The organism is Burkholderia pseudomultivorans (assembly GCF_001718415.1).
In the GTDB taxonomy this organism is placed as follows: Bacteria; Pseudomonadota; Gammaproteobacteria; order Burkholderiales; family Burkholderiaceae; genus Burkholderia; species Burkholderia pseudomultivorans_A.
Genome location: NZ_CP013378.1, coordinates 2,893,300 through 2,915,215 on the forward strand (window position 1 = coordinate 2,893,300; position 21,916 = coordinate 2,915,215).

General features: G+C 62.3%; 28 protein-coding genes. All 28 read left to right on the forward strand.

The genetic code is table 11. The features are described from left to right. Complete coding sequence (locus WS57_RS25665) at window positions 1-492, forward strand: histidine ammonia-lyase (protein WP_236871924.1); 492 nt, start codon at window positions 1-3, stop codon at window positions 490-492. Next, a complete protein-coding gene (locus tag WS57_RS25670) occupies window positions 480-1,442 on the forward strand; it encodes an AAA family ATPase (RefSeq protein ID WP_069245018.1) in 963 nt (320 codons plus the stop codon). The genes WS57_RS25665 and WS57_RS25670 overlap by 13 nt, the downstream gene beginning before the upstream one ends. Before the next feature lie 43 nt (window positions 1,443-1,485). After that, on the forward strand, window positions 1,486-1,932 hold the full coding sequence (locus tag WS57_RS37285; RefSeq protein WP_155774342.1) for a hypothetical protein: 447 nt from the start codon (window positions 1,486-1,488) through the stop codon (window positions 1,930-1,932). Then, window positions 1,926-2,111 (forward strand): hypothetical protein, encoded by a 186-nt coding sequence (locus WS57_RS25675; protein WP_069245019.1) that lies wholly within the window; start codon window positions 1,926-1,928, stop codon window positions 2,109-2,111. The genes WS57_RS37285 and WS57_RS25675 overlap by 7 nt, the downstream gene beginning before the upstream one ends. After that, on the forward strand, window positions 2,108-2,599 hold the full coding sequence (locus WS57_RS25680) for a hypothetical protein (RefSeq protein WP_069245020.1): 492 nt from the start codon (window positions 2,108-2,110) through the stop codon (window positions 2,597-2,599). Before WS57_RS25675 ends, WS57_RS25680 begins: the two co-directional genes overlap by 4 nt. Beyond that, window positions 2,596-3,066, forward strand: a complete 471-nt coding sequence (locus tag WS57_RS25685; RefSeq protein WP_069245021.1) for an XF1762 family protein — start codon at window positions 2,596-2,598, stop codon at window positions 3,064-3,066. Before WS57_RS25680 ends, WS57_RS25685 begins: the two co-directional genes overlap by 4 nt. Beyond that, window positions 3,063-3,344 (forward strand): hypothetical protein, encoded by a 282-nt coding sequence (locus WS57_RS25690; protein ID WP_069245022.1) that lies wholly within the window; start codon window positions 3,063-3,065, stop codon window positions 3,342-3,344. The genes WS57_RS25685 and WS57_RS25690 overlap by 4 nt, the downstream gene beginning before the upstream one ends. Next, window positions 3,341-3,676: a hypothetical protein gene (locus WS57_RS25695; protein WP_069245023.1), complete on the forward strand. Its 336-nt coding sequence runs from the start codon at window positions 3,341-3,343 to the stop codon at window positions 3,674-3,676. The genes WS57_RS25690 and WS57_RS25695 overlap by 4 nt, the downstream gene beginning before the upstream one ends. A gap of 77 nt (window positions 3,677-3,753) precedes the next feature. Beyond that, a complete protein-coding gene (locus WS57_RS25700; protein WP_069245024.1) occupies window positions 3,754-4,152 on the forward strand; it encodes a hypothetical protein in 399 nt (132 codons plus the stop codon). A gap of 11 nt (window positions 4,153-4,163) precedes the next feature. Further along, entirely contained in the window at window positions 4,164-4,541 is a 378-nt protein-coding gene (locus WS57_RS25705) for a hypothetical protein (RefSeq protein ID WP_069245025.1), read from the forward strand. A 93-nt stretch (window positions 4,542-4,634) separates the two neighbouring features. Further along, window positions 4,635-4,919, forward strand: a complete 285-nt coding sequence (locus tag WS57_RS25710; RefSeq protein ID WP_208610306.1) for a hypothetical protein — start codon at window positions 4,635-4,637, stop codon at window positions 4,917-4,919. Between the two features lie 130 nt (window positions 4,920-5,049). After that, complete coding sequence (locus WS57_RS37290; protein WP_155774343.1) at window positions 5,050-5,412, forward strand: hypothetical protein; 363 nt, start codon at window positions 5,050-5,052, stop codon at window positions 5,410-5,412. A 195-nt stretch (window positions 5,413-5,607) separates the two neighbouring features. After that, window positions 5,608-5,967, forward strand: a complete 360-nt coding sequence (locus tag WS57_RS25720) for a hypothetical protein (protein ID WP_069245028.1) — start codon at window positions 5,608-5,610, stop codon at window positions 5,965-5,967. After that, the gene (locus WS57_RS25725; RefSeq protein ID WP_069245029.1) at window positions 5,964-7,310 is read left to right on the forward strand and encodes a phage terminase large subunit; all 1,347 of its coding nucleotides are present in this window, start codon (window positions 5,964-5,966) and stop codon (window positions 7,308-7,310) included. The genes WS57_RS25720 and WS57_RS25725 overlap by 4 nt, the downstream gene beginning before the upstream one ends. Then, window positions 7,298-9,424: a portal protein gene (locus WS57_RS25730; RefSeq protein WP_155774344.1), complete on the forward strand. Its 2,127-nt coding sequence runs from the start codon at window positions 7,298-7,300 to the stop codon at window positions 9,422-9,424. The genes WS57_RS25725 and WS57_RS25730 overlap by 13 nt, the downstream gene beginning before the upstream one ends. Window position 9,425: 1 nt before the next feature. Further along, window positions 9,426-9,731, forward strand: coding sequence for a hypothetical protein (locus WS57_RS25735; protein WP_069245031.1), 306 nt, complete (start codon window positions 9,426-9,428; stop codon window positions 9,729-9,731). 104 nt (window positions 9,732-9,835) lie between these two features. Then, window positions 9,836-10,558, forward strand: a complete 723-nt coding sequence (locus WS57_RS25740) for a hypothetical protein (protein ID WP_069245032.1) — start codon at window positions 9,836-9,838, stop codon at window positions 10,556-10,558. Between the two features lie 8 nt (window positions 10,559-10,566). Next, complete coding sequence (locus tag WS57_RS25745) at window positions 10,567-11,775, forward strand: P22 phage major capsid protein family protein (RefSeq protein ID WP_081337670.1); 1,209 nt, start codon at window positions 10,567-10,569, stop codon at window positions 11,773-11,775. Beyond that, on the forward strand, window positions 11,775-12,170 hold the full coding sequence (locus WS57_RS25750; RefSeq protein WP_155774345.1) for a hypothetical protein: 396 nt from the start codon (window positions 11,775-11,777) through the stop codon (window positions 12,168-12,170). Before WS57_RS25745 ends, WS57_RS25750 begins: the two co-directional genes overlap by 1 nt. Continuing rightward, entirely contained in the window at window positions 12,167-12,883 is a 717-nt protein-coding gene (locus WS57_RS25755) for a hypothetical protein (RefSeq protein WP_069245035.1), read from the forward strand. Before WS57_RS25750 ends, WS57_RS25755 begins: the two co-directional genes overlap by 4 nt. Beyond that, window positions 12,883-14,307, forward strand: coding sequence for a packaged DNA stabilization protein (locus WS57_RS25760; RefSeq protein ID WP_081337671.1), 1,425 nt, complete (start codon window positions 12,883-12,885; stop codon window positions 14,305-14,307). Before WS57_RS25755 ends, WS57_RS25760 begins: the two co-directional genes overlap by 1 nt. Continuing rightward, complete coding sequence (locus WS57_RS25765; RefSeq protein WP_155774346.1) at window positions 14,304-14,729, forward strand: hypothetical protein; 426 nt, start codon at window positions 14,304-14,306, stop codon at window positions 14,727-14,729. Before WS57_RS25760 ends, WS57_RS25765 begins: the two co-directional genes overlap by 4 nt. Then, window positions 14,726-15,052, forward strand: coding sequence for a hypothetical protein (locus WS57_RS25770; protein ID WP_069245037.1), 327 nt, complete (start codon window positions 14,726-14,728; stop codon window positions 15,050-15,052). Before WS57_RS25765 ends, WS57_RS25770 begins: the two co-directional genes overlap by 4 nt. Then, window positions 15,049-15,552 carry a hypothetical protein gene (locus tag WS57_RS25775; protein ID WP_069245038.1) on the forward strand — a complete coding sequence of 168 codons (504 nt, stop codon included), beginning with the start codon at window positions 15,049-15,051 and terminating at the stop codon, window positions 15,550-15,552. Before WS57_RS25770 ends, WS57_RS25775 begins: the two co-directional genes overlap by 4 nt. Continuing rightward, complete coding sequence (locus WS57_RS25780) at window positions 15,543-16,409, forward strand: hypothetical protein (protein ID WP_069245039.1); 867 nt, start codon at window positions 15,543-15,545, stop codon at window positions 16,407-16,409. The genes WS57_RS25775 and WS57_RS25780 overlap by 10 nt, the downstream gene beginning before the upstream one ends. Before the next feature lie 2 nt (window positions 16,410-16,411). Continuing rightward, a complete protein-coding gene (locus WS57_RS25785; RefSeq protein WP_155774347.1) occupies window positions 16,412-17,857 on the forward strand; it encodes a hypothetical protein in 1,446 nt (481 codons plus the stop codon). Continuing rightward, the gene (locus WS57_RS25790; protein ID WP_069245041.1) at window positions 17,857-20,274 is read left to right on the forward strand and encodes a glucosaminidase domain-containing protein; all 2,418 of its coding nucleotides are present in this window, start codon (window positions 17,857-17,859) and stop codon (window positions 20,272-20,274) included. Before WS57_RS25785 ends, WS57_RS25790 begins: the two co-directional genes overlap by 1 nt. 163 nt (window positions 20,275-20,437) lie before the next feature. Continuing rightward, window positions 20,438-21,916, forward strand: a complete 1,479-nt coding sequence (locus WS57_RS25795) for a hypothetical protein (RefSeq protein ID WP_155774348.1) — start codon at window positions 20,438-20,440, stop codon at window positions 21,914-21,916.

Below are 21,916 nucleotides of genomic sequence, written 5' to 3' on the forward strand. Positions count from 1 at the left end.
ATGGCCCGCTATCCCGCCAACTCCGAAGCTCTCGTCGCCATGCGCCGTCGCCGTCAGGCTCCGGCCGACTCGGTGCTGGTGTCGTTCGTCGGCTCGCTCGAGTTTTCGAACCTGACGCTGCATGCGAGTACCCACGAGCGTTACGACTGGCGGCCGATTGCGGCCTTGGACGTCGAGGCGTTCGCTTCGGCTTCGATCGCGTTTCCGGCGCTTCTGCGTTCGCTCGTCGACATGGCGGCAGTAGTGCCGCGGCGCATGGTGCTGACCTTCCGCGAAGGTCCGCGCGTCGAGCTGGGCGAATGGCGCCGCATCACCGACTTCCGCGTTTTCGACTGGTGCCCCATGGCGCTTGGCGGTCCCTGCTGGGACGACGCTCGGGCGCTTGCGCTGCGCATCTTCGGCGAACTCGGAAAGTCCATTCCAACCCCCTACGACGAGGCTTGCACGCTCGTCATCAAAGCCGCACAGGAGGCCCAGCAGTGGCACGCATGATCCCCGATTCGATCGACTGGAACGCGTACGTCAACGACGCGGACGACGGTCGCGCGGACGTTCGTCGAGCGTCCGAATTCTTCGACATGGTCGTGGATGCGTTCCACGGCGAAGCGCAGCAGCAGACCGGCGTGTCGACGCCTTGGTCGACGCTCGGTCGCGATCTGGCCTTCCGCCCCGGCGAGGTATCGCTCTGGGGTGGCATCAACGGTCACGGCAAGTCCGGCGTGCTCGGGCAGGTGATTCTGCACGTGATGTCGCAGGGCGAGCGCGCATGCATCGCTTCGATGGAAATGCCGCCGCACAAGACCATGGAGCGCATGTCGCGCCAGGCTGCGTGTCAGGAGAAACCGGCCGTGCCGTACCTGCGTGCGCTCGAGCGCTGGACCGACGATCGGCTTTGGATCTACAACCACATCGGCACCGTGCAGCGCGACCGGATGCTGGCCGTCTCGCGATACTGCCGCAACGAGCTGGGCGTCGCGCACATGGTCATCGATAGCCTCATGAAGTGCGGCATCGCCCCGGACGACTACGCCGGTCAGAAGGCGTTCGTCGATGCGCTCTGTTCGCTCGCCCGGGATACCGGGCTGCACATCCACCTCGTGCACCACATCCGCAAGGGCGAGCGTGAGACCGACGTTCCGGACAAGTTCGACCTGAAGGGCGCGGGCGAAATCACGGACCTTGTCGACAACTTGCTCATCGTGCATCGGAATAAGCGCAAGGAAACGGAGCTGCGCAAGGATCTCGACGAGGAAAAACGGGCACTTTTCGAGGCTCAAGCCGACACGGTTCTGATCTGCGCCAAGCAGCGGCACTACACGTGGGAGGGGAGTCTGAAGCTCTGGTTCGACCCGGCATCCCTGCAATTCCGGGATCACCGGGTGGATGGGGCGCAGTTTCTCGACCTCGAAACGTCGGAATGGAGGAAGCAATGGGCTCGCTGAACGCACATGTCCGCGCGCGTATGTTTCTTTCCGGAGCAACCAAATGAGCCGACAAATGGAACACGGAATGATTGGGACGCCGACCTATAGGTCGTGGGACTGCATGAAGCAGCGCTGCCTGAATCCGAAGAACAAGAAATTTGCAATATATGGCGCGCGGGGGATAACCGTTTGCGAGCGATGGCTTCGGTTTGAGGCTTTTCTCGAAGATATGGGAATTCGCGTGGCCGGAACAACGCTTGACCGCTTTCCCGACAGTCTCGGCAACTATGAGCCCGGTAATTGCCGCTGGGCAACGCCGATGGAGCAATCGCTCAATCGCAAGAGCGTCATCATGGTTGAGCATCAAGGGGTTACGAAGGCGGTCGGTCATTGGTGCGATGAACTCGGGCTTGGACGTTCTTCCGTCTACCTGCGCATTCGGAATGGCGCAGATCCTCTTGTTGCGCTGGGCATTCTTCCGGCCAATAAAAGGGAGGGCGCATGCTGACCCTCGCCGCTTGGTGGGCCTTCGGGGCGCTCGTGTTTCTCGCGGCATTCTGGTGCGACGGCGAGATTACCGTCGAGGATGCTGCGTTGGCGTTTGCTTGCGGAATCAGTTGGCCGGTTTTCCTTCCGATTTACCTGCTTGCTCGCTATGGCAAACGTGTCATCTGGAGGCGCAAATGATCACCCTCGGAATCGACCCGGGCATTTCCGGCGCGTTGGCCGCGCTCGACCACACTGGTCGGCTGCGTGTCGTCGACATGCCGATCCGCGCGAAGCAGGGCGCGGGCAAGGTGCGCAACGAGATCGACCCGAGCGCGCTGCAGCGCTGGCTGCGCGAACTCGTTCCGGCCGATGAGCGCGCGATCGTCGTTATGGAGGCGCTGAACACGTTCGCGGGCGGCTCGGTGCAGACGATGGCGTCGCTCGAAGCGACGAAGGCCGTGATTGCTACCGTGTGCGAGTTGTGCGGCCATCCCGTCGAACTCGTCTCGCCGCAGAAGTGGCAGGGCTTTTTCGGCATCAAGCGCACGGCTGCCGAGGACACGAAGCGCCAGAGCCTGCGCATTGCGCGCGAGCTATATGGCCAGTCGTTCTGCCCACTGCAGAAGCACGACGGCCGCGCTGACGCGATCCTGATCGCGCGCTGGGCGCAGAGGAACCTGACGTGAGCCTGGTAATCGTTCCGATCTCGCTCGAAGAGGCGAACGCATTCGTCGCCGAGCATCACCGGCACCACGCGCCTGTCGTCGGCCACAAGTTCAGCATCGCGGTCGCCGACGGCATGCTGATGGGCCGGGACGATTGCACCGGCATCTGCGGTGTCGCAATCGTCGGCCGCCCGGTCGCGCGCGGCAACGACGACGGCTGGACGCTCGAGGTAACGCGCTGCTGCACCGACGGCACGCGCAATGCCTGCTCGGCGCTCTACGGCGCCGCGTGGCGCGCGGCCCGCGCACTCGGGTACGCGCGGCTCATCACCTATACGCTGCCGGCCGAGGGCGGCGCAAGCCTCCGCGGCGCCGGCTGCCGCATGGTCGGCGCGCGCGGCGGCGGCAACTGGAACACGCCGGCGCGGCCGCGCGTCGACACCGCTGCGCACCTGCGCGGCCAGAAGTCGCTCTGGGAGGCCCGATGAACCTCGCCCACCTCGACAACCAGCCGAAGCTCAGCGCCTGCCAGCTGGCCTGCAACCTGACCCGCGACCCGCTGTTCCGCGAGTGGGTAGGTGGCTTCGTCAACGGCGATCCCGTCACGGTCGACGAGGCCGCGCAGTTCATCCGCGCCGTATGCAAGGTCGAGTCGCGCCGCGATCTCGCGACCGATCAGCACGCGGCCGACCGATTCAACCACTTCCTGCGTCGGCCGTTCCTCGACTGGCGCGACAACCAGCAGCACCAACGGAGAGCAGCATGAGTCTCATCATCAACGCGTTTATCGCAGCCCTGCTGTGGGCAGCGGTAGCCTTCCAATCGGGTGCCGCGCTTAGCGTCGCCATCGGCTATCTCTGGTTCGTGACCGGACTGACCTGGTTCGCGCTGGTTTGCTCTCCGTTAGACAAGAAGCCGATCGACAAGAACCCAATCAGGTTTCGGAGTGCGGTTTCGATGCTGACGACGGTTGCCATCGCTTTTGTGCTCGCGGTCTATTTCGACCGCGTCTGGTTGCCCGCTCTGATGGTGATCGGCCACATCATCGTCATCGCCGTGCGTAGCGCTAAATTCGATGCGCAGCGATCGGCATCCTGAGCACCACGCTACGCCGATGCGCACTCGGCCGCTGACTCCTGCGATACGGGCGTTTTGACACACAACCGGAGCCGTACATGCCAGCCACCAGCATCGCCCTCGTGGCGTCGACGCAATCGAGTATCGCAGCCGCTAATGCCGCGCGCGCAGAAGCGGAGGCGCATACGGCACGCTGTATCGCCGACCTTGCGTCATACAACCAAGCTACTGCCGACGTTTCGCGCTCGCAGTCATACGCGGAGTGCGTTCTGTACCTGCACCCGACCACGACGCCCAGCGAACTGCTTGGCATGAAAATCGGAATCGCTGCACTGTTGGTCATGGTCGTGATCGGAATCGTAATGGGGGTACTGAAAGGGCGAGAGGACGTTTGCATGGGACCTTGGATCGGGGCATTTTTCGGTGGCTGCATTGCTGGCTGTGCTTGGCTCGGGGGCTCATTGTTGCTCGCCGCGGTCGGATTTATCGTTTCGTGATCGGAGCCGGCATGAATCGCAACGACGAAATCGACGACCTGCTCGAGGACTGGTACGACTGGCAGGACTCGTATCGGCCGAAGCTCGGATACGGGGGCGCCGATCCGGCATGCCGAGAATATCGGGCCGGCTGGCGCGAGTCGGCGGACCTGGCCGATGCGGCCGACGCGCGGGCACGCAAGGCCGTCTGCGAGGCCGTTGACGCATGCGTGTCGCGCCTCGACCTGCGCGCGCGGATTGCCCTCCAGACTGAGATGCGCAACCGATTCAGTGGCGCGCGGTCGTGGTCGTCGATCAGACTGCAGACGCCACTGGCCGATGAATATGCCCGGGCGAAGGAGCTGCTGCGGCCTCTGCTAGAGGCGCGTGACTTGCTGGAGGCTGCGTGAATCCCCCTTGTAAACCCGATAGCAGCAGCCTATAATCCGCGCCGTGGGGAGAAGTCACGCCCGTAGAAAACCGAATTCCTTCCGAAAGCCCGCTTGGCAGCCGCCAGCGGGCTTTTTGCTTTGGAGCTGGCCATGGCGACGATGAGCACGAAGAAGCGCGATAAGCTGCCTGCGAAGGCGTTTGCGGGCCCGGATCGGTCGTATCCGGTCAACGACAAGGCTCATGCCGCGAACGCCAAGGCGCGCGCGTCGCAGGCTGTCAACGCCGGCCGCATGTCCTCCAGCGAGAAGTCGAAGATCGACGCCAAGGCCGACAAGATACTTGGCGACGGACCGAAGCGCGGCGAGCGCACGGCGAAGCACAAGGCCAAGAAGTGATTCTTCCGCAAGCCGTGAGTGCGCGAACCGCGGCAGCTGCTGACGTATTGGAAGCCAGTGGTCTCCGCCGGATTCCGGAACTCGTGCTGGCGACGGGCGGCAGCAATCTCATCAACGAACGGAGCGAGTCATGAACGACATCAACGCAGCACCAAGCAGCACGGAGCCGGCAGTGACGGGCGAACCTTTGCCGCCGAGTGACAACCCGCTGACGCAGGAGGCTGGCGGGGCCGCGGCGGGGGAGTCCGATGCTGGAACTGCGGCAACGCCGCCACTGAGCGATTCTTTGCTCCCTGCGGCAGTCAATGCGCAGACGAACTCCGCAGCGCCCTTGGTTGACGCGCCGGCAGTCGGCGGCGGCATCGACGCCCCTTCACACCTCCTGCTGCTCGACTCCATGCTCGCCGATCTGGAACGCAAGATCGCTGCCGGCATTCACCTGTTCGCGCACGAGGTTACGGCCGCGCGCGATCACCTGGCGAAGCTTCTGTAACGCCATGCGCACTGAAGCCACGCACGTGATCTGCTGTCCGACGAGCAAGTTCGACGGCAAGCGTGTGCGAGTTATTGCTGAGCGGTGGTACGACATCAAATCCGACAGCCACAAGCACGATGTGTTTGAGGTGGAACTAGTAGATACAGGTGAGCGGGGGGCGGTTCCCCGGCGCTTTCTGGCCGAGGTGCGGTGATGGCCGCGCCGAGCAAGTTCAAGCCCGAATTTGTCGAGCTCGCGCGGAACTACTGCCTGCTCGGCGCAACCGACGTCGATCTCGCGCGCTTCTTTGGCACGACGGATCGTACGATTCGCACGTGGAAGCAGCAGCATCCGGAGTTTGCCGAGGCGCTTGAGCAGGCGAAGGAAGTGGCAGACGCGCAGGTGGTCGGCGCGTTGTATTCGAATGCGATCGCCGGGAACGTCACTGCGCAGATTTTCTGGCTGAAGAACCGGCAGCCTGGCAAGTGGCGCGACAAGGTCGACCACGAGCACGCCGGCAAGGGTGGTGGCCCGATCGTTGTCGCTGCAACCGACCTCGACGAGCGGTTATGAAACTCACGGCGCGGCAGGAAGCGGCGCAGCACGTGCTCGCCGGCGATGCGATGCACATTATGCTCTTCGGGGGTTCGCGCAGCGGCAAGACGTTCCTGCTCGTGCGCAACGTCATCTTCCGCGCGCTGAAGGCGCCGAACAGCCGACACCTAATCGCGCGCTTCCGCTTCAACCACGTGAAGTCGTCGATCGTCGCCGACACCTTCCCCAAGGTGATGCGCATCGCGTTCCCGGGCGTTGAGTACCAGCTTGATAAGACGGATTGGTATGCGAAGCTGCCGAACGGATCGCAGATTTGGTTCGCCGGCCTCGACGACAAGGAACGCACCGAGAAGATCCTCGGGCAGGAATACGCGACGATCTACCTCAATGAGTGCTCGCAGATCCCGTTCGGCTCGCGAGAACTCGCCGTCACGCGTCTCGCGCAGCTCGCCGAGACGGTGATCCAGGGTCGCGAGTCGCGGCCTCTGCGCACGCGGTTCTACTACGACTGCAATCCGCCGAACAAGGCGCACTGGACGTACAAGCTGTTCGTTCAGAAGCTCGATCCGGACAGTGGCCGCCCGATCGCGAATCCGGCCGATTACGCGCACTTCCAGATCAATCCGGAAAGCAATGTAGAGAACTTGAGCGCCGGCTATCTCGACACGTTGCAGGGCATGTCTGCGCGCATGCGCAAGAGATTCCTTGATGGTGAATTCGCCGACGCGAACCCGAATGCGCTGTTTCCGGACGAGCACATTGAGCGCTGGCGCGTCATCGACGGGGAAGTGCCGGACATGGTGCGCGTTGTGGTCGCGGTCGACCCGTCCGGGTCGGATGATGAGGCCGATGCGGATAACGACGCGATCGGCATCGTCGTGGCCGGCCTCGGTACCGACGGAAACGGATACCTCATCGAAGACTGCACGGTGAAGGCCGGTCCAGCTACGTGGGGCAAGGTCGCGACCGACGCCTACGAGCGGCACGAGGCAGATGTCGTGGTCGGCGAGATCAACTTCGGCGGGGCAATGGTCAAGCACGTCATCCAAACCGCGCGGACGCGCACACCGTACAAGCAGGTCACAGCATCGCGCGGCAAGGTCGTGCGTGCCGAGCCGTTCTCGTCGCTTTACGAGCAGGGCAAAGTTCGTCACGTGGGCTATTTCCGGGAACTGGAAGACGAGCTGGCTGCGTTCTCGACCATTGGTTATACCGGCCCGCGCTCGCCGAACCGCGCTGACGCCGCGATCTGGGCGCTCACCGAGCTGTTCCCTGGCATCGTGGCAGAGCGAAAGAAGAAGACCGAACCGAAACCTCCGCGGCCGCGCCATATTGGCGGTGGCGGCGCTTGGATGAGCTGATGGCCCGCAAACCGAAAGAGGCGACCGAGTCGCCGGAATCGAAGATCGTCGCCGAGGCGAAGGAGCGGTTCGAGCGCTGCGAGGAGTTCGAGTCCGAGTTTCGTCAGCGCTTCGTCGAAGACCTGCGTTTCTCTAACGGGGACGCCGACAACGGCTGGCAGTGGCCCGACCAGATCCGGACGACGCGCGAGGGTGATGCGCGGCCGTGTCTGACGATCAATAAGGTGCGTCAGCATAATCTGCAGATCATCAACGACGCGAAGCAGAACAAGCCGAGTGTCAAGACGCTGCCGGTCGACGGCGACGCTGACATCGAGATCGCGAAGATCCTGGACGGGATCGTGCGGCACATCGAATACAACTCGCATGCTGAGATCGTCTATGACACGGCGACCGAGTTCGCGGTGCAGGGCGGCCTTGGCTACTGGCGCATCGTCTGCGAATACGCGCACGACGGCTCGTTCGACCAGGAGATTTTCCTGCGCCGCGTCAAGGATCCGCTGACGATCTACCTCGACTGCGACATCGAATCGGCTGATGGCTCGGACGCGAAGTTCGCGTTCGTGTTCGAGGAGATGTCGAAGGCTGAATTCAAGGCGAAGTACCCGGGCGAAGAGGCACAAAGCGTCGTATTCGGCGATGACACGCAGAGCGACGGCTGGATCAGCAAGGACAAGATCCGCGTCTGCGAGTACTTCCGCAAGACGGCCAAGGTCGACAAGCTGGTGAATCACCCGACGCGCGGCCCGGTTCGCCTGTCGGAGATCGAGGACGCGGATGAGCGCAAGGCGATCGAAGCCGATAAGTCAATCCAGACGCGTGAGATCACCGAGCCGGAAATCACGTGGTACTTGATCGCCGGCGACAAGATCATCGATCAGAGGCCGTGGGCCGGCCGCTATATCCCGATCGTGCGCGTGGTGGGCGAGGAAATCGTCATCAACGGCAAGGTCGAGCGCAAGGGCCACACGCGGAACCTGAAAGACGCGCAGCGCATGTACAACTACATGTCGTCGGCGAACGTCGAGTACATCGCGCTGCAGACCAAGACGCCGTTTATCGGGCCGGCCGAGGCTTTCGAGGGATATGAAAGCGAGTGGGCGAACGCGAACAAGGACAACCTGCCGTATCTGCCGTACAACTCGCTCCGCGAAGATGGCGGGGTGATCGAGCGTCCGATACGCGAGCAGCCTCCGGTAGGTGCTAATGCGTACCTGACGGGCATGCAGAACGCGCAGCAGGAGCTGATGATGGCCTCAGGCCAGTATCAGGAGCAGTTCGGGCAGCCTTCAAATGCGCAGGCCGGCGTTGCCATTCAGGCGCGTCAGCGGCAGGGTGATCGCGCGACGTATCACTTCATCGACAACGTCGCGCGGGCGATCCGCTATACCGGACGTGTGTTGATCGACCTGATCCCGAAGATCTACGACACGAAACGCGTCGTACGTATCGTCGGCGAGGACGGCACCGAAACGTTCGCGACGGTCGATCCGGACCAGCAGCAGCCGCTGCAGGAGGCGCCGCATCCGACGATCGCGGACAAGGTGCAGTTGATCTTCAATCCGGGCATCGGTCGCTACGACGTGACGGTTGAAGTCGGCCCGAACTACGAGACGCGGCGGCAGGAGGCGTTCAACGCCCTGACGCAGATCATGTCGCAGGATCAGGAGCTGATGAAGGTGGCCGGCGACCTGCTGTTCAAGGCTGCGGACTTCCCGATGGCCGACGAGGTCGCAGAGCGCCTGCATCGTACGATCCCGCCTCAGATCCTCGGCGAAGGCCCGAGTCCGCAAGAGCAGGACATGCAGCAGAAGATGCAGCAGATGGGCCAGATGATCGAGCACCTGTCGTCTGCGCTCCAGAACGCGCGCCAGGGCAAGGATGCTCAGGAAACGAATATCAAGTCGTATGAAGCCGAGACGAAGCGCTTGCAGGCCCTCGGTCAGCCGCTCGATCCGCAGCTCGTCGCGCACGTCGCAACGCAGGTCGTCATGCAGATGATGCAGACCGGCGCGCCGGAGGACGGATCACCTCCGATGCCAGACCCGACGCAGCAGCCACCCCAGAACCCGCCGAGTGCGGGTTTTTTTACGCCCGCACCTCAAGGACAGTGACATGAGCTACCCCGGCATTCTCCAGGACCTCGGGTCCACGACCCCGATTCAGGGCGTCTACCGAATCACGCAGACGCTGACGCCGGCGCAGGTCGCCGCGAATACCAGCGCCGAGCAGACATTCACGGTGCCGGGTCTGCAAGTCGGCGACTCGATCGACGTCAACAAGCCGTCGCACCAGGTCGGTCTGTCGATCGGGAACGTGCGCGTCTCGGCGCCGAACACGCTCGCGATCCAGTTCGTGAACACGACCGCCAGCCCGATCACGCCGACGGCCGAGCAATACATCATCGGCGGCCAGCGCTAACCCCGACCGATCAGATTTCCCGAAGGCCCGCATCCGAAAGGAGCGGCCCTTTTTGCTTTCCGTACCGGCGCGGCATCACCGGGCGCAAATCCTTGGATACGTCCATGCAAACCGAAGACCAAGCAGTACCGACGGAAGTCACCGTACCGCCGACGACGGAAACCCCGGAACCGGCGCATGAGCCCGCTGAAACGAGCACGGCCCCGGGCACCGAGCAACCCGCGAACGCGACCGAGCCGCCGCAGCAGGAAAAGCCCAAGAACGACTGGGTGCAACGGCGCATCGACCAGCTGACGCGGGAGAAGCACGAGGAAAAACGGCAGCGCGAAGCCCTCGAGGCACGTCTGCGCGAGCTTCAACCCGACGCGACGACCACCACGGCACAGCCGATGACTGCGGATCAGATCCGCGCAGAGGCGGCCCGGCTCGTTGCGCAGGAGAAGTTCGACGCGGCCTGCAACAAGGTTTTCGACGCCGGCAAGACCGAGTTCCCGGATTGGGACGCATCGCTGCGCACGTTCCAGATGCTCGGCGGCGCATCGCCCGAATTCCTGGAGGCGGTCACTTCGATGGATGCCGGCCACAAGGTGCTTCATCACCTCGGCCAGAACCCCGAAGAGGCCGAACGGCTGCTGTCTCTCCCTCCGCTTCGCATGGCGCTTGAACTGGCCCGTCTCGAGACGACGGTCGCTCAGGCGAAACCCGCTCCCGTATCGAAGGCGCCCGCGCCGATCTCGCCTGTTGGCGGCAAGTCCGCTCCGGTTGAACCGGAGGAATTTGCCTCGACGGCGGATTACGTCGCATGGCGCAAACGCAACCGCTCATGAGGCTTTAAATGGCAAACACTCTCCTTACACCCGTCAAGATCCTCGACGAATCGCTGATGATTCTCGAGAACATGCTGACCTTCACGGCCCGCTCGAATCGCGACTACTCGGACGAGTTCGCGATCAGCGGCGCGAAGATCGGCGCGACCGTCAACGCTCGCAAGCCGAATCGCTTCGTCGGTACGACCGGCCCGGCGCTGAACATCGAGAACGTGAACGAAACGTCGGTGCCGATCACGCTGACGACGCAGTTCCACGTCGACTTCACGTTCAGTTCGCAAGAACTGACCCTCATCGTCGACGAGTTCGCCGACCGCTATCTCAAGCCGGCGATGGCAACGATCGCCAACAAGATCGACTTCGACGGGCTCGGTCTGGCAACCACGGTCGCGAACAACGTCGGCACGGTCGGCACGATACCGAACGACATCAAGGTGCTGCTCGACGCGGGCGTGAAGCTCGACAACGAGGCTGCCCCGCGTGACGGCCGCCGCACCGTGGTCTGGGACCCGGCGACGAACGGTTCGATGGTCAAGTCGGCAGCCGGCCTGTTCAATCCGTCGAACAAGATCGGCGAGCAGTACGAAAGCGGCATCTTCTCGCCGTCGGGCCTCGGCTTCGACATCGGCATGGACCAGAACGTGAACACGTTCACGACCGGTACGCGCACGAACGGCACCGTCTCGGGCGCTGGCCAAACCGGCTCGACGCTGCTCGTCACCGGTCTCGGTGCTGCGGCGACGGTGAAGAAGGGCGACACGTTCACGATCGCCGGCGTGTTCGGCGTGAACCCGCAGAACCGCCAGTCGACCGGCGTGCTGCGCCAGTTCACGGTGCTTGCCGATGCGACCGCCGACGGCTCGGGCAACGCGACGCTGACGATCTTCCCGGCGATCAACACGGCCACGTCGAACCAGCAGTACCAGACCGTCACCGCCGGCCCGGCGAATGCCGCCGCGGTCACGTGGGACATTGCCGCGTCCACGCAGTACACGGCGAGCCTCGCGTATCACCGTGACGCGTTCACGCTGGCAACGGCCGACCTTGAGGACGTCAGCAAGTACGGCGCCTGGGGCGCGCGCCGCGTGCACAAGGGCATCTCGATGCGGATCGCACGTCAGTACGCGATTGGCACCGACACCGTCCCGTGCCGTATCGACGTGCTGTACGGCTGGGCGCCCGTGTACAACGAACTGGCCTGCCGGATCGTCCGCTGATGGGCGCTCTGCTTCAGCAATCGACCCCCGCTTCGGCGGGGGTTTTTGTTTCCGGAGGCGATGTGTTCCAAGAATTCCCGATGTGGGTCACTGGCCCGAAAGGCGAGCAGCAGATCGTCGAGTCGCAGGCTGCATTCGAAGCGCTCGGCGATGGCTGGAAAAAGCCGGAGCGTGTCGAGCTTGTGCCGCGCGAGCAAGCCCCGGACTTCATCGAATACCCGAAATGGGTCGGTGGCGTCCTCGTCAACAGCGCAGAGGAAGAAGCCGCGCTTGCGCCGGCCGTCGATACCGATGACGAGCGCGCAGCGTTGATCCAGATCGCTGACGAGAAGGGCGTCAAGATCGACAAGCGCTGGTCGAACGACAAAATCCGCGCGGCGCTGGAGGCGGCGTGACTACGGCCGTCGATCTGCTCACCCTTGCGCTGAAGGATATTGGCGCGCTGGGTATCGGACAGTCGATCTCGCCCGACGATACCGAGGATGGGCTGAATACGCTCAACATGATGCTCGGCCAGTGGCAGGGCGAGCGTCTGAGCGTCTATCACCTCGTTGACACTGCGCTCCAATCGACCGGCGCGCAGTCGTACACGGTTGGCCCCGGCGGCAATTTCAACACGCCATCGTGGCCATACCAGATCAACGCAGCATATGCGCGCCTGAACCCGGGCACAGCGACGCCGATCGACTATCCGGTGACGATCATTCCGGCGCGCGAGGATTACGCGCGTATCGCGCTGAAAGCGCTTGTGTCGTTCCCGAATTATGCGTTTTACGACGCGGCGTGGCCCCTCGGCACGCTGTTCATGTACCCGATCCCGAACGCGAGTTTCGAGTTGCACATCGTGACGCTCGAGGCGCTTCCGCAATTCACGACACCGGGCGACGAGATCAACCTGCCGCCGGAATACATGGCTGCGATTCGCTATTGCCTCGGCCCATATCTCGCGCCGTCGTACCAGCTCGATCCGCAGCCGGCGCTGGTGCGCCTCGCCATGAACGCGAAACGCGTCATCAAGCGCATGAACGTGCAGATCCAGGCAATGAGCATGCCGCGCGGGCTCGCGACGAAGCAGCGGTACAACATCTACAGCGATAGGCCGTACTGATGCGCGTACCTCTGACCCTCGGCGCGTACGCCGCGAAAAGCCTGATCGCGGAAGCGCAGCGCTGCGTGAACCTGTACGGCGAGCAGAACCCACAGGATGCGCCGGCGCCGTTCACGTATTATCCGACGCCGGGGCTTACGCTCGTTTCGACGCCGCCCGTGCCAGCAGAATCTCGCGCCATCTATACGGCCTCGAACGGCCAACGCTATGAGGTGGTCGGCCGAAACGTCTACCTTGTGAACGCAGACAGCAGCTATCAATCGCTCGGCCTACTGACGACGAGCAGCGGGCCTGTTTCGATGGTGGACAACGGAATTTCGATCTTCATCGTCGATGGGACCACATTCGGCTTTACGGTAAATCTGGCAGGCAACCTCATGGCGGCTTGTACCGACCCGGCATTCTACGGGGCCGACAAGGTCGATTTCGTCGATGGCTATTTCGTCTTCAACAAGCCGAACAGCCCGCAGTTCTACATTTCGAAGTACCTCGACGTGACCTTCGATCCGCTCGACATCGCGTCGAAGTCGACATACTCGGACAACCTCGTGACGCTGGCTGTCATGCATCGCGAAATCTGGCTGTTCGGGGCGTTGACGACGGAGGTCTGGTTCAACACCGGGGCGTCGGACTTCACGTTCGGGCGGATGCCGGGCGTCTTCATCGAGCACGGGTGTGCAGCGAAGCACTCGGTTGCAAAGATCGATCTTGCGCTGTTCTGGCTCGGTCAGGACCTGCAGGGGCATGGCGTTGTATTCGGGGGGCGGAACTACCAGGCCGAACGTATCTCGACGCATGCCCTCGAGGCTGCGATTGCGGGGTACGCTCGCATCGACGACGCAATTGGCTTCTCATACCTGCAGAACGGGCATGCCTTTTACGTGCTCACGTTCCCGACCGCAAACGCGACGTGGTGCTTTGACGTCACGACCGGTCAGTGGCATCAGCGCGCGTACCTCGAGGCCGACGGTTCGCTGAGTCGGCACCGGATGAACTGTCATTCGTTCAACGGCGGACGCAACCTCGTCGGGGACTGGCAGACGGGCGTCGTCTACGAGCTGGATCAGGACGCCTACACCGACAACGGCGCGCCGATCGAGCGGATTCGGTCCTTTCCGCACATTCTCGGCGCTGACGGCAATCGCGTGATGTTCCGCCAGTTTATCGCCGACATGGAGGTGGGTGCCGGGATGCCGGACGACGCCACGGATCCTCTGGTCAGCCTGCGTTGGAGTGACGACCGCGGCGCCACGTGGGGGAATCCGGTGACGGCCACGATGGGGCGCCGCGGTGAATTCCGGACGTCGATCCAGTTCCAGCGGCTCGGCTATGCGCGCGATCGTGTGTTCGAACTATCGTGGTCCGAGCCGATCCGTACCGCGCTCAACGGTGCGTGGGTGGATGTCTCGAGGGCGCGGACATGAGCGTGAACACAACGGCAAACATGCCGAATCCTGGCTCGCCGATTATCGGTCCGGACGGGCGCCTGACGCCAGAATGGTTCAACTATCTGCTCGCAATACTCGCGCGCACCGGAGGTCAAGGGCAGCCGATCGACATCGTCACGCTGCAACAACAGGTAGAGGCGCAAGGGAAGCAAATTGCTGACCTGTTTTTGCTTGAGAACAGTGTCGTTCCCGGCGCTCTCCTAGGGGCGCTCTTGCTACGCGTCGTGGCGCTCGAATCGATGGTGCAAGCGGTTGTGCCGGTACCGACGAAGCCAGCGCAGGTGATTCCGGAGCCCGTTCCCGTGCCGGCGCGCGCACTCACCGCCATTCCCGATCCGGTCGCCGTACCGCGCCGCGATACCGACGATCTTCGCAAACTCATCGAGGCCCAAGTATGAGCGTGAATTTCAAGACCCTCTATCAGGGCGTCCTGACGGGTACTGCCGCTGCGACGTATGCACCAGGCACCGCCATTCAGGGCGCGGCTCATACGGTCAACCTCTGGAACCCGACGGCTGCGGCCGTGACAGTCAATTTCTACCTCGTTCCGAGCGGCGGTACCGCGAACGACACGACACGCCTTCATCAGCTGCAGGTCGCGGCCGGGAAATCAGTGATGGTTCCCGAGGTGATCAACGCGAAGGTCGTCAATCCGACAGCTCTCTATGCGGATGGCGCTGGAGTCACGCTGACCATTACGGGCACGGAGGTGACGCCGTGAAGATTGCCATCGAAAATTTTACGCGCGAACTCGCGGACGAGATCGTCCCGCTTGGTCAGCAAAGCTGGGATGAGTGTTCGGAGATCAAGAAAGACACGTGCGCCTATCACGGGCAGCGCGGTCTTCAAATCGATCCCGACATCGACCAGTACCTATATCTCGCCGACCACCACTCGCTGATCGCCATGACGTTGCGCGATGAGAGCGCCACCTTGCACGGGTACGCGCTGCTGATCCTGTACAAGAGCCTGCATCTGAAGACGGAGTTGTGCGGGAACGTCGATACGTTTTACGTGCAGCCGGATTACCGCCACTCGATGCCGCGCTTCATGTCGAAGATCGAGGACGTGCTGCGTGAACGCGGTGTCAGCATCATCGGATGGCCGGTCACGATGACCGGCAAGCTTTTCGAGATTCTTCAGCGACGAGGCTACATCGCCGATGACGTGGTGATGGAGTTGAAACTCAAAGACCTTCCGCGAGGTGAGACATGTGCGTAGCTGCAGCAATTGCGGGCGGAGCTGTTGCGGGACTGGCCGGTTCCGCAATTAGCGCGGGCGCGGCTGGCGATGCCGCCCAGACTCAGGCCGATGCCGCCAACAATGCCGCGGCGCTCCAGAATCAGCAGTGGCAGCAGACGCAGAAGAACCTCAAGCCCTACATGGACTTGGGGACGTCTGCGATCAATCCGTTGTTGTCGGCGATGGGGTACAACGTCACGAAGAACAGTGACGGCACGTACACATTCGGGTCGACTGACCCGAACAACCCGCTGCAGCAGAAGTTCAGCTATGCGGATTTTCAAGCCCCTACTGCTGCAGAGGCCGCCGCAACGCCTGGATATCAGTTCACCCTTGATCAAGGGCTCAAGTCAGTCCAGAACAGCGCGGCCGCGCGTGGCCTCGGGACGTCCGGTGCTGCATTGAAAGGCGCGTCAACCTATGCAACCGGCCTAGCGGATTCGACGTACAACGATGTCTTCAATCGCGCGCTGAACACTTACACCACGAATCTCGGAAAAGCGCAGAGCACGTTCCAGACGAACTACAACTCGGCTGCAAACAATGTGAACCGCCTGACGGGCCTGGTCGGTAGCGGCCAGAACGCGGCGGCAACGAATGGTTCGCTTGGCGCAACGGCCGTCGGCAATATCGGCAACACGCTAACCAGTGCAGCGAACGCGAGCGCAGCGGGCACCGTTGGCTCAGCTAACGCGCTCGCGAACGGCCTCAGCAGCCTTGGAAGTGCGGGCATGACCTATGGGCTGCTGAACAACAATGCACTCGCGAGCGCGACGGCCGCGAATCCGACGTATGGCACTACTGCCGCCGGCAACCCCATCTATTTCCAGGTGTGATGATGCCGCTCGATACCTCGATTCCGCTCCAAGCGAAGACGCCCGAGTTCAATCCGTTGCAGCAGGCGTTGCAGGTTGCGCAATTCCGATACATGAATGCGAACGGTCAAGCATTGCAGCAGCAGCTTGATGCAAATCGCGCTGTATCAGCCGCCTATCAGCAGGCGACCGATCCGAATACCGGAAAGGTCGACAACAACAAGCTGATGGGGATCATCAGCCAGGATCCGCGCGCGGCTTACAACATGAGCCAGATCGCGCAGGGTATCAACACGCAGCAACAGCAGCAGATCAACATCGACACGGCCAAGCTCGAGCAGTCGATCAAGGCGCAAAGCGGATTGCGGCAGGGACTCGGCAGCCTATTGACGAAGCCCGACCTTTCTCCGCAAGACGTGATGAATTTTGGGGTTACGCAGCTGCAGGCCGGCGCGATCACGCCGCAGGTGTTTCAAGCCGAGATGCAATCCATGCCTACCGACCCGCAGGCGCTTCGCGGGTGGCTGCAGCAGCACTACATGTCGGCCCTCAGCGGAGAGACGCAGCTGAACGCGATGATGCCGAAGTACGCGCAGGTCAATACCGGCCCCGCGACGGTCGCAGTGAACCAGAATCCGCTTGCGGCCGGCGGCGGTGTCGGGACGGTCGGCTATACGGTCCAGAACGGCTTGTCGCCTAGTGAAGCGCTCGCGCCCGGGATGACCATCAATCAGAACGGCCAGCCGACGACCTACACGAAAGGGCAGATGGCCGGCGGGGTAGTTCCACAGGCCCAAGGCGGCGGCTATGCAACTGGTACGCCGCTGGGTGCATCCGATGTCGCGAGCGGAGCGGCGACGCGCTACAACACGCTGCAGACAGCGGCATCGCAGGCAAAGCCGATGATGCAGACCTACGACCTCGCGAATCAGGCGCTCCAAGGCGCGATCACGGCCGGCAAGGGCTCCGCGCCGATCGCGCAGGCTGGTGGCGTCATTCAGACGATCCTCGGCGCGCTGCCGGGCCAGAAGCCGACCGGCGACTCGGTGAAGGATTATCAACTGCTGACCAGCTACCTGAACAGCGCGGCCGACCAGGCGGCGCAGTCGCTCGGCCTGTCCGGCAGCGATGCGCGGGTGGCTGCAGCGAAGGCTGGGCAGCCGGACCCGAACAACATGAACCTGCCGGCGCTGCAGGAGTCGATCGCGCACGCGAAGGGCCTCCAGCAAGCACTGCTCGATCGCCAGCAAGCGACGACGAACTTCCTCGCGCAGAACGGCAACAACACGAGCCAACTTCCGCAGTTCGAGACGAAGTGGAATCAGTCATTCAATCCGGACGTGTCCTATATCCGCTCGCTCGGTGATCCGGCTGCGCAACAGGCGGCGATGCAGAAGCTGAAGGCGCAGGGCAAGCTGCAATCGTGGATGAAGGACTATCAGGCCATGAAGGCGCTCGGGGCATTCTGATGGCAGACGTTCAGGGATTCATCCATCAGTACGGCCCGGTCGCCGCGGCCGTCAGTCAACGCATTGGCGTCGCGCCCGACGTGCTGCTGGGTCAGTGGGGTCTCGAAACGGGGTGGGGCAAGTCTGTCATTCCCGGCACGAACAACCTCGGGAACATCAAGGGGACCGGTGTCGCCGCGAAGGACAACCAGACGGGCTCCGTCGATCAGTACCGCGCATATGCGTCGCCGCTGGACTTCGGCAACGACTTCGTGAATCTGATCTCGAGCAACTATCGCAATGCGGTAGGGAAGGGTTCGGATGCGACGGCCTATGCAGGCGCGCTGAAGGCAGGAGGTTATGCCGAGGATCCGAAATATGTCGGGAAACTCGCAAGCGCTGTCGACATGGTTCGCAAGTTCGGCGACACAATCGCCTCGGCACTTTCAGGGGCCGCGAATGCCAGCGAATTGACGCCCGCGCAGATCAGCGGCGCACCGGTGATTTCGCCAACCGGCCAGCGCCTCAACGCCCCGCAGACAGCGGCGGCTGCCGCACCGGCAACTCCGACGCCGATCTCATCAACAGGAGACCCGTTGCTCGACATGGCGCATGGCGTCATGGGCGGCACGGTGAAGCCGGCAAACAGCGCTCCCGTCGCATCTGCTGCGCCAGCATCGGCTGATGCTGACCCGCTGATGGCAATGGCGAGCAGCGTGATCGCAGCGAAGGGCGAAGCGTCGCAACCGTCGGATGCGACCACCAAACCGTTAGTTTCTGCGACAGGCGCTAACACAGCACTGCAGCCGACCGTGACAGGTCAGCCGTGGCAAACGCCTGGGTCGGTGACGATGGGAATCGGGGACGCGATCAAAGGCGGCGTCCAGTCGCTCGTGCATGGCGGTGCATGGCTGGCGAATAAGGTTGCGCCGGATTCGCAGTTTGCGAAGGACATCAATGCTGCCGTTCCGCAGATCGACCAAACGATTCGGGCCCAGAATGTCCAATACAACTCCGATCGAGCCGCGCAGCAACCGCAGAATCTTGCGAGCGTCGTGACCGGTCAGCGGCAGGCTCCCGGAATTGACTGGGGGCGCATGGCGGGCAACGTGATCGGCGCGGCACCCTTGGCGGCCACGCTCCCGACGGGAACGGGACTGCTCGGCGGCATCGGTGCGGGCGCGCTTTCTGGTGCCGCAAGTAGCTTGCTCGAGCCGGTAACGGCGCCGGGCAACTTTCTGCAGCAGAAACTCGGTCAGGCCGCTACTGGCGCTGCCGTGGGAGGCGTCGCAAATCCGCTGCTCAAGGCCGTCGGCGCAGCCATTTCACCGACTATCGGGGCGGCGCAGCAGCGAATGCTGGATTCGGGTGTGACGTTGACGCCCGGACAAATTCTCGGAGGCGGATTTGCTCGTACCGAGGCAAAGCTGTCGAGCGTTCCGTTTCTCGGGGACATGATCAAGAACGCGCAGCAACGCACCCTTCAGGATTTCAATCGAGCAACCTACAACGAAGTGTTGGCCCCCATCGGTGCAACCTATGAAGGGCCGGCGGGACAGGAAGCCGTAGGAGCTGTTCGGAACGCAATTCGACAAGCCTACGATGATTCGCTGGGCCGCATGTCTTTTCAGGCTACAGATCCGGGGTTCCAGGCAGATATCTTGAGACTGACTGGAATGGCGCAGCAGCTTCCTGCGGCGCAACGCCAGACGTTCATGAACACTCTTCGCACCCAGATTTTCGGAAAAGTCGGTCCGCAGGGGAACATGGACGGCCAAACGCTTAAGGGGGTACAGGAGGAGCTTGGCGACTTGGCAAGAGGATATGCCGGCGATCCTTCATTCGATAACCGGCAGCTCGGAACGGCGATCGGAGAAATTCGCGCTGCGGTCGAGAACTCTCTCGCTCGAACCAATCCTGCGGATGCAGTAGAAGGATTGGCAAACGCAAATGCGGCATATGCGCGATTTGCACGCATGCGCGTTGCAGCCGCGTCTCAAGGCGCCATGAACAACGAGGGAATTTTCACCGCTGCTCAGCTGCAGAATGCAGTCAAGGCAGGGGATCGGTCTGCGGGGAAGGGTGCAACTGCTACAGGCAATGCATTGATGCAGGATTTCTCGACAGCCGCTCAGTCAGTGCTTGGCTCGAAGTATCCCGATTCTGGAACCGCTGGCCGCGGTCTGATGGCTCTCCTTGCGCCAGGCTCAATTGGAGCGGGGCTCGCGACTGCCCCGCTATCAACCCTTGGAACGCTTGGAGGTATCGGCCTTGGTGCGCTTCCCTACACCGGCGCCGGGCAACGCCTTGCGCAAGCCGTCTTGACTTCGCGCCCCGGGTTCGCGGTCCCAGTACGGAATGGGCTTTCCCAATTCGTCGTCCCATTCGCCGCGCCGACGGGCAATGCGCTCGTCAATGCGATCACACAGGGCAAATAGGTGTTTCTTCGCAATCGGGAAAGTAGCCCCGATTACGCCGTACGAAGCCGCTACGACGATAGCGCGAATAGTTTGATCGTCCATTTGAGTTCCTGAACCCCGCTCCGTGCGGGGTTTTTTGATTATAGGCCACCTCTGGGTGGCCTTTTTGTTTGGGGAAGCAATGGCCTCCATCCTTCCGAACGGGAAAACCCAGTTCATCGACCAGAACGGGAAGCCCCTCGCCTATGGAACGGTCACGTTCTATGCGCCCGGCACCACGACCAAGAAAGACACTTGGCAGGATTCTGCTATGACGCAGCCGAACACGAATCCTGTCGGATTGGATTCGCGCGGGCAGGCGACCATCTGGGGATCTGGGGCATACCGCCAAGTTGTCGCAGATGCGTTTGGAGCCATCGTATGGGATCAGGTTGTCTCGGATTTGTCCGGGCAGCTTTCCGCGTCCGGGGGTGCCTCGATGGTCGGCTTCCTGCAAACGGGCGCTGGCGCGACAGCGCTATCGGTGCAACAGGCGCTGCGCGCGTGGCCGCTCGTGCAAAGCTGGGGGGCAAACGGAGATGGAAACGATGACTACCTGCATGTCCAGAACGCATTCAATGCGTGCTCTGGAGGAACGCTACGCTTCCCCTACACCGGCAGCCCGTATTACCTGAGCGCCAATGTTGTGCAGCCAGTTCCGCCGGTCAGCATCATCGTTGATCCGGGTGTCGTCTTTTCTGGACCCGGGAGCCTTCCGCAGGCCGCGTCTCACGGCGGCTCGACGTATGTCGGGAGCTATTTCAATACGGCGCCAAGCAACGGCACGTCTGGACTGGATGCGCTCACGCTTTCCGCAGAAACGCGGGCTCAAGCCAACTTCGTCGGCAATGGAGTCGCGTTCTTCGCAGGCGCATATTCACCAAGCGGCAACCCGAATTTCACGGGGCACCTGTGGTCGATCAACACGCAGCTGACACTGAACGCGTCGACTGGAACGTACAACGGTCAGGGCATCGAGGTCGACGTCAACAACCATTATCAAAATCAGGCTGGCGTCGGTATTTTGCTTAGCGGCCTCGGTGAATTCCTTCCGCAAACCGGCGTGGACATCACTCGCGCGAACAGCACGTCTGACTGGAACAATGGGATTCGGATCCGGCATTTCGTGACTGGGGTCTTGATCGACGGCAGTTCGTCCGCTGCGCCAACGTCTGGTATTTCGGTATCCGGGCTGCCTTCGCAGCACCTGGCTCTTACCCCGGCAACCGGGGCGGCATCTACCAATATCGTCGCGAGCGTCAAGGGCATCGGTGGCATTGGTTCCGATGTTTTTCAGGTGCTGGCCGACGGCGAGACACGTATTGGCGCCGGCAGCAACACGATCAAGCAGGTCAATTACAGCCATTTCAACAGTCTGAATCCAGGCTCGATTCCCGCGAATTCAACCGTCGATATGACGGTCACGATGGGGAATTCGGTGGTCGGCACGACAAACGTGATGGTGAATCCGTATAACAGTGCGCTTCCTGCTGGCCTCACTTTGACGGGATGGGTTTCGGGCGCAAATACGGTGACGATTCGCTTTGCGAATGTGACCACTTCTCCGATTACCGTTTCATCGATCAACGTGATCGTGACGGCCATCACAACCGGCTCATGA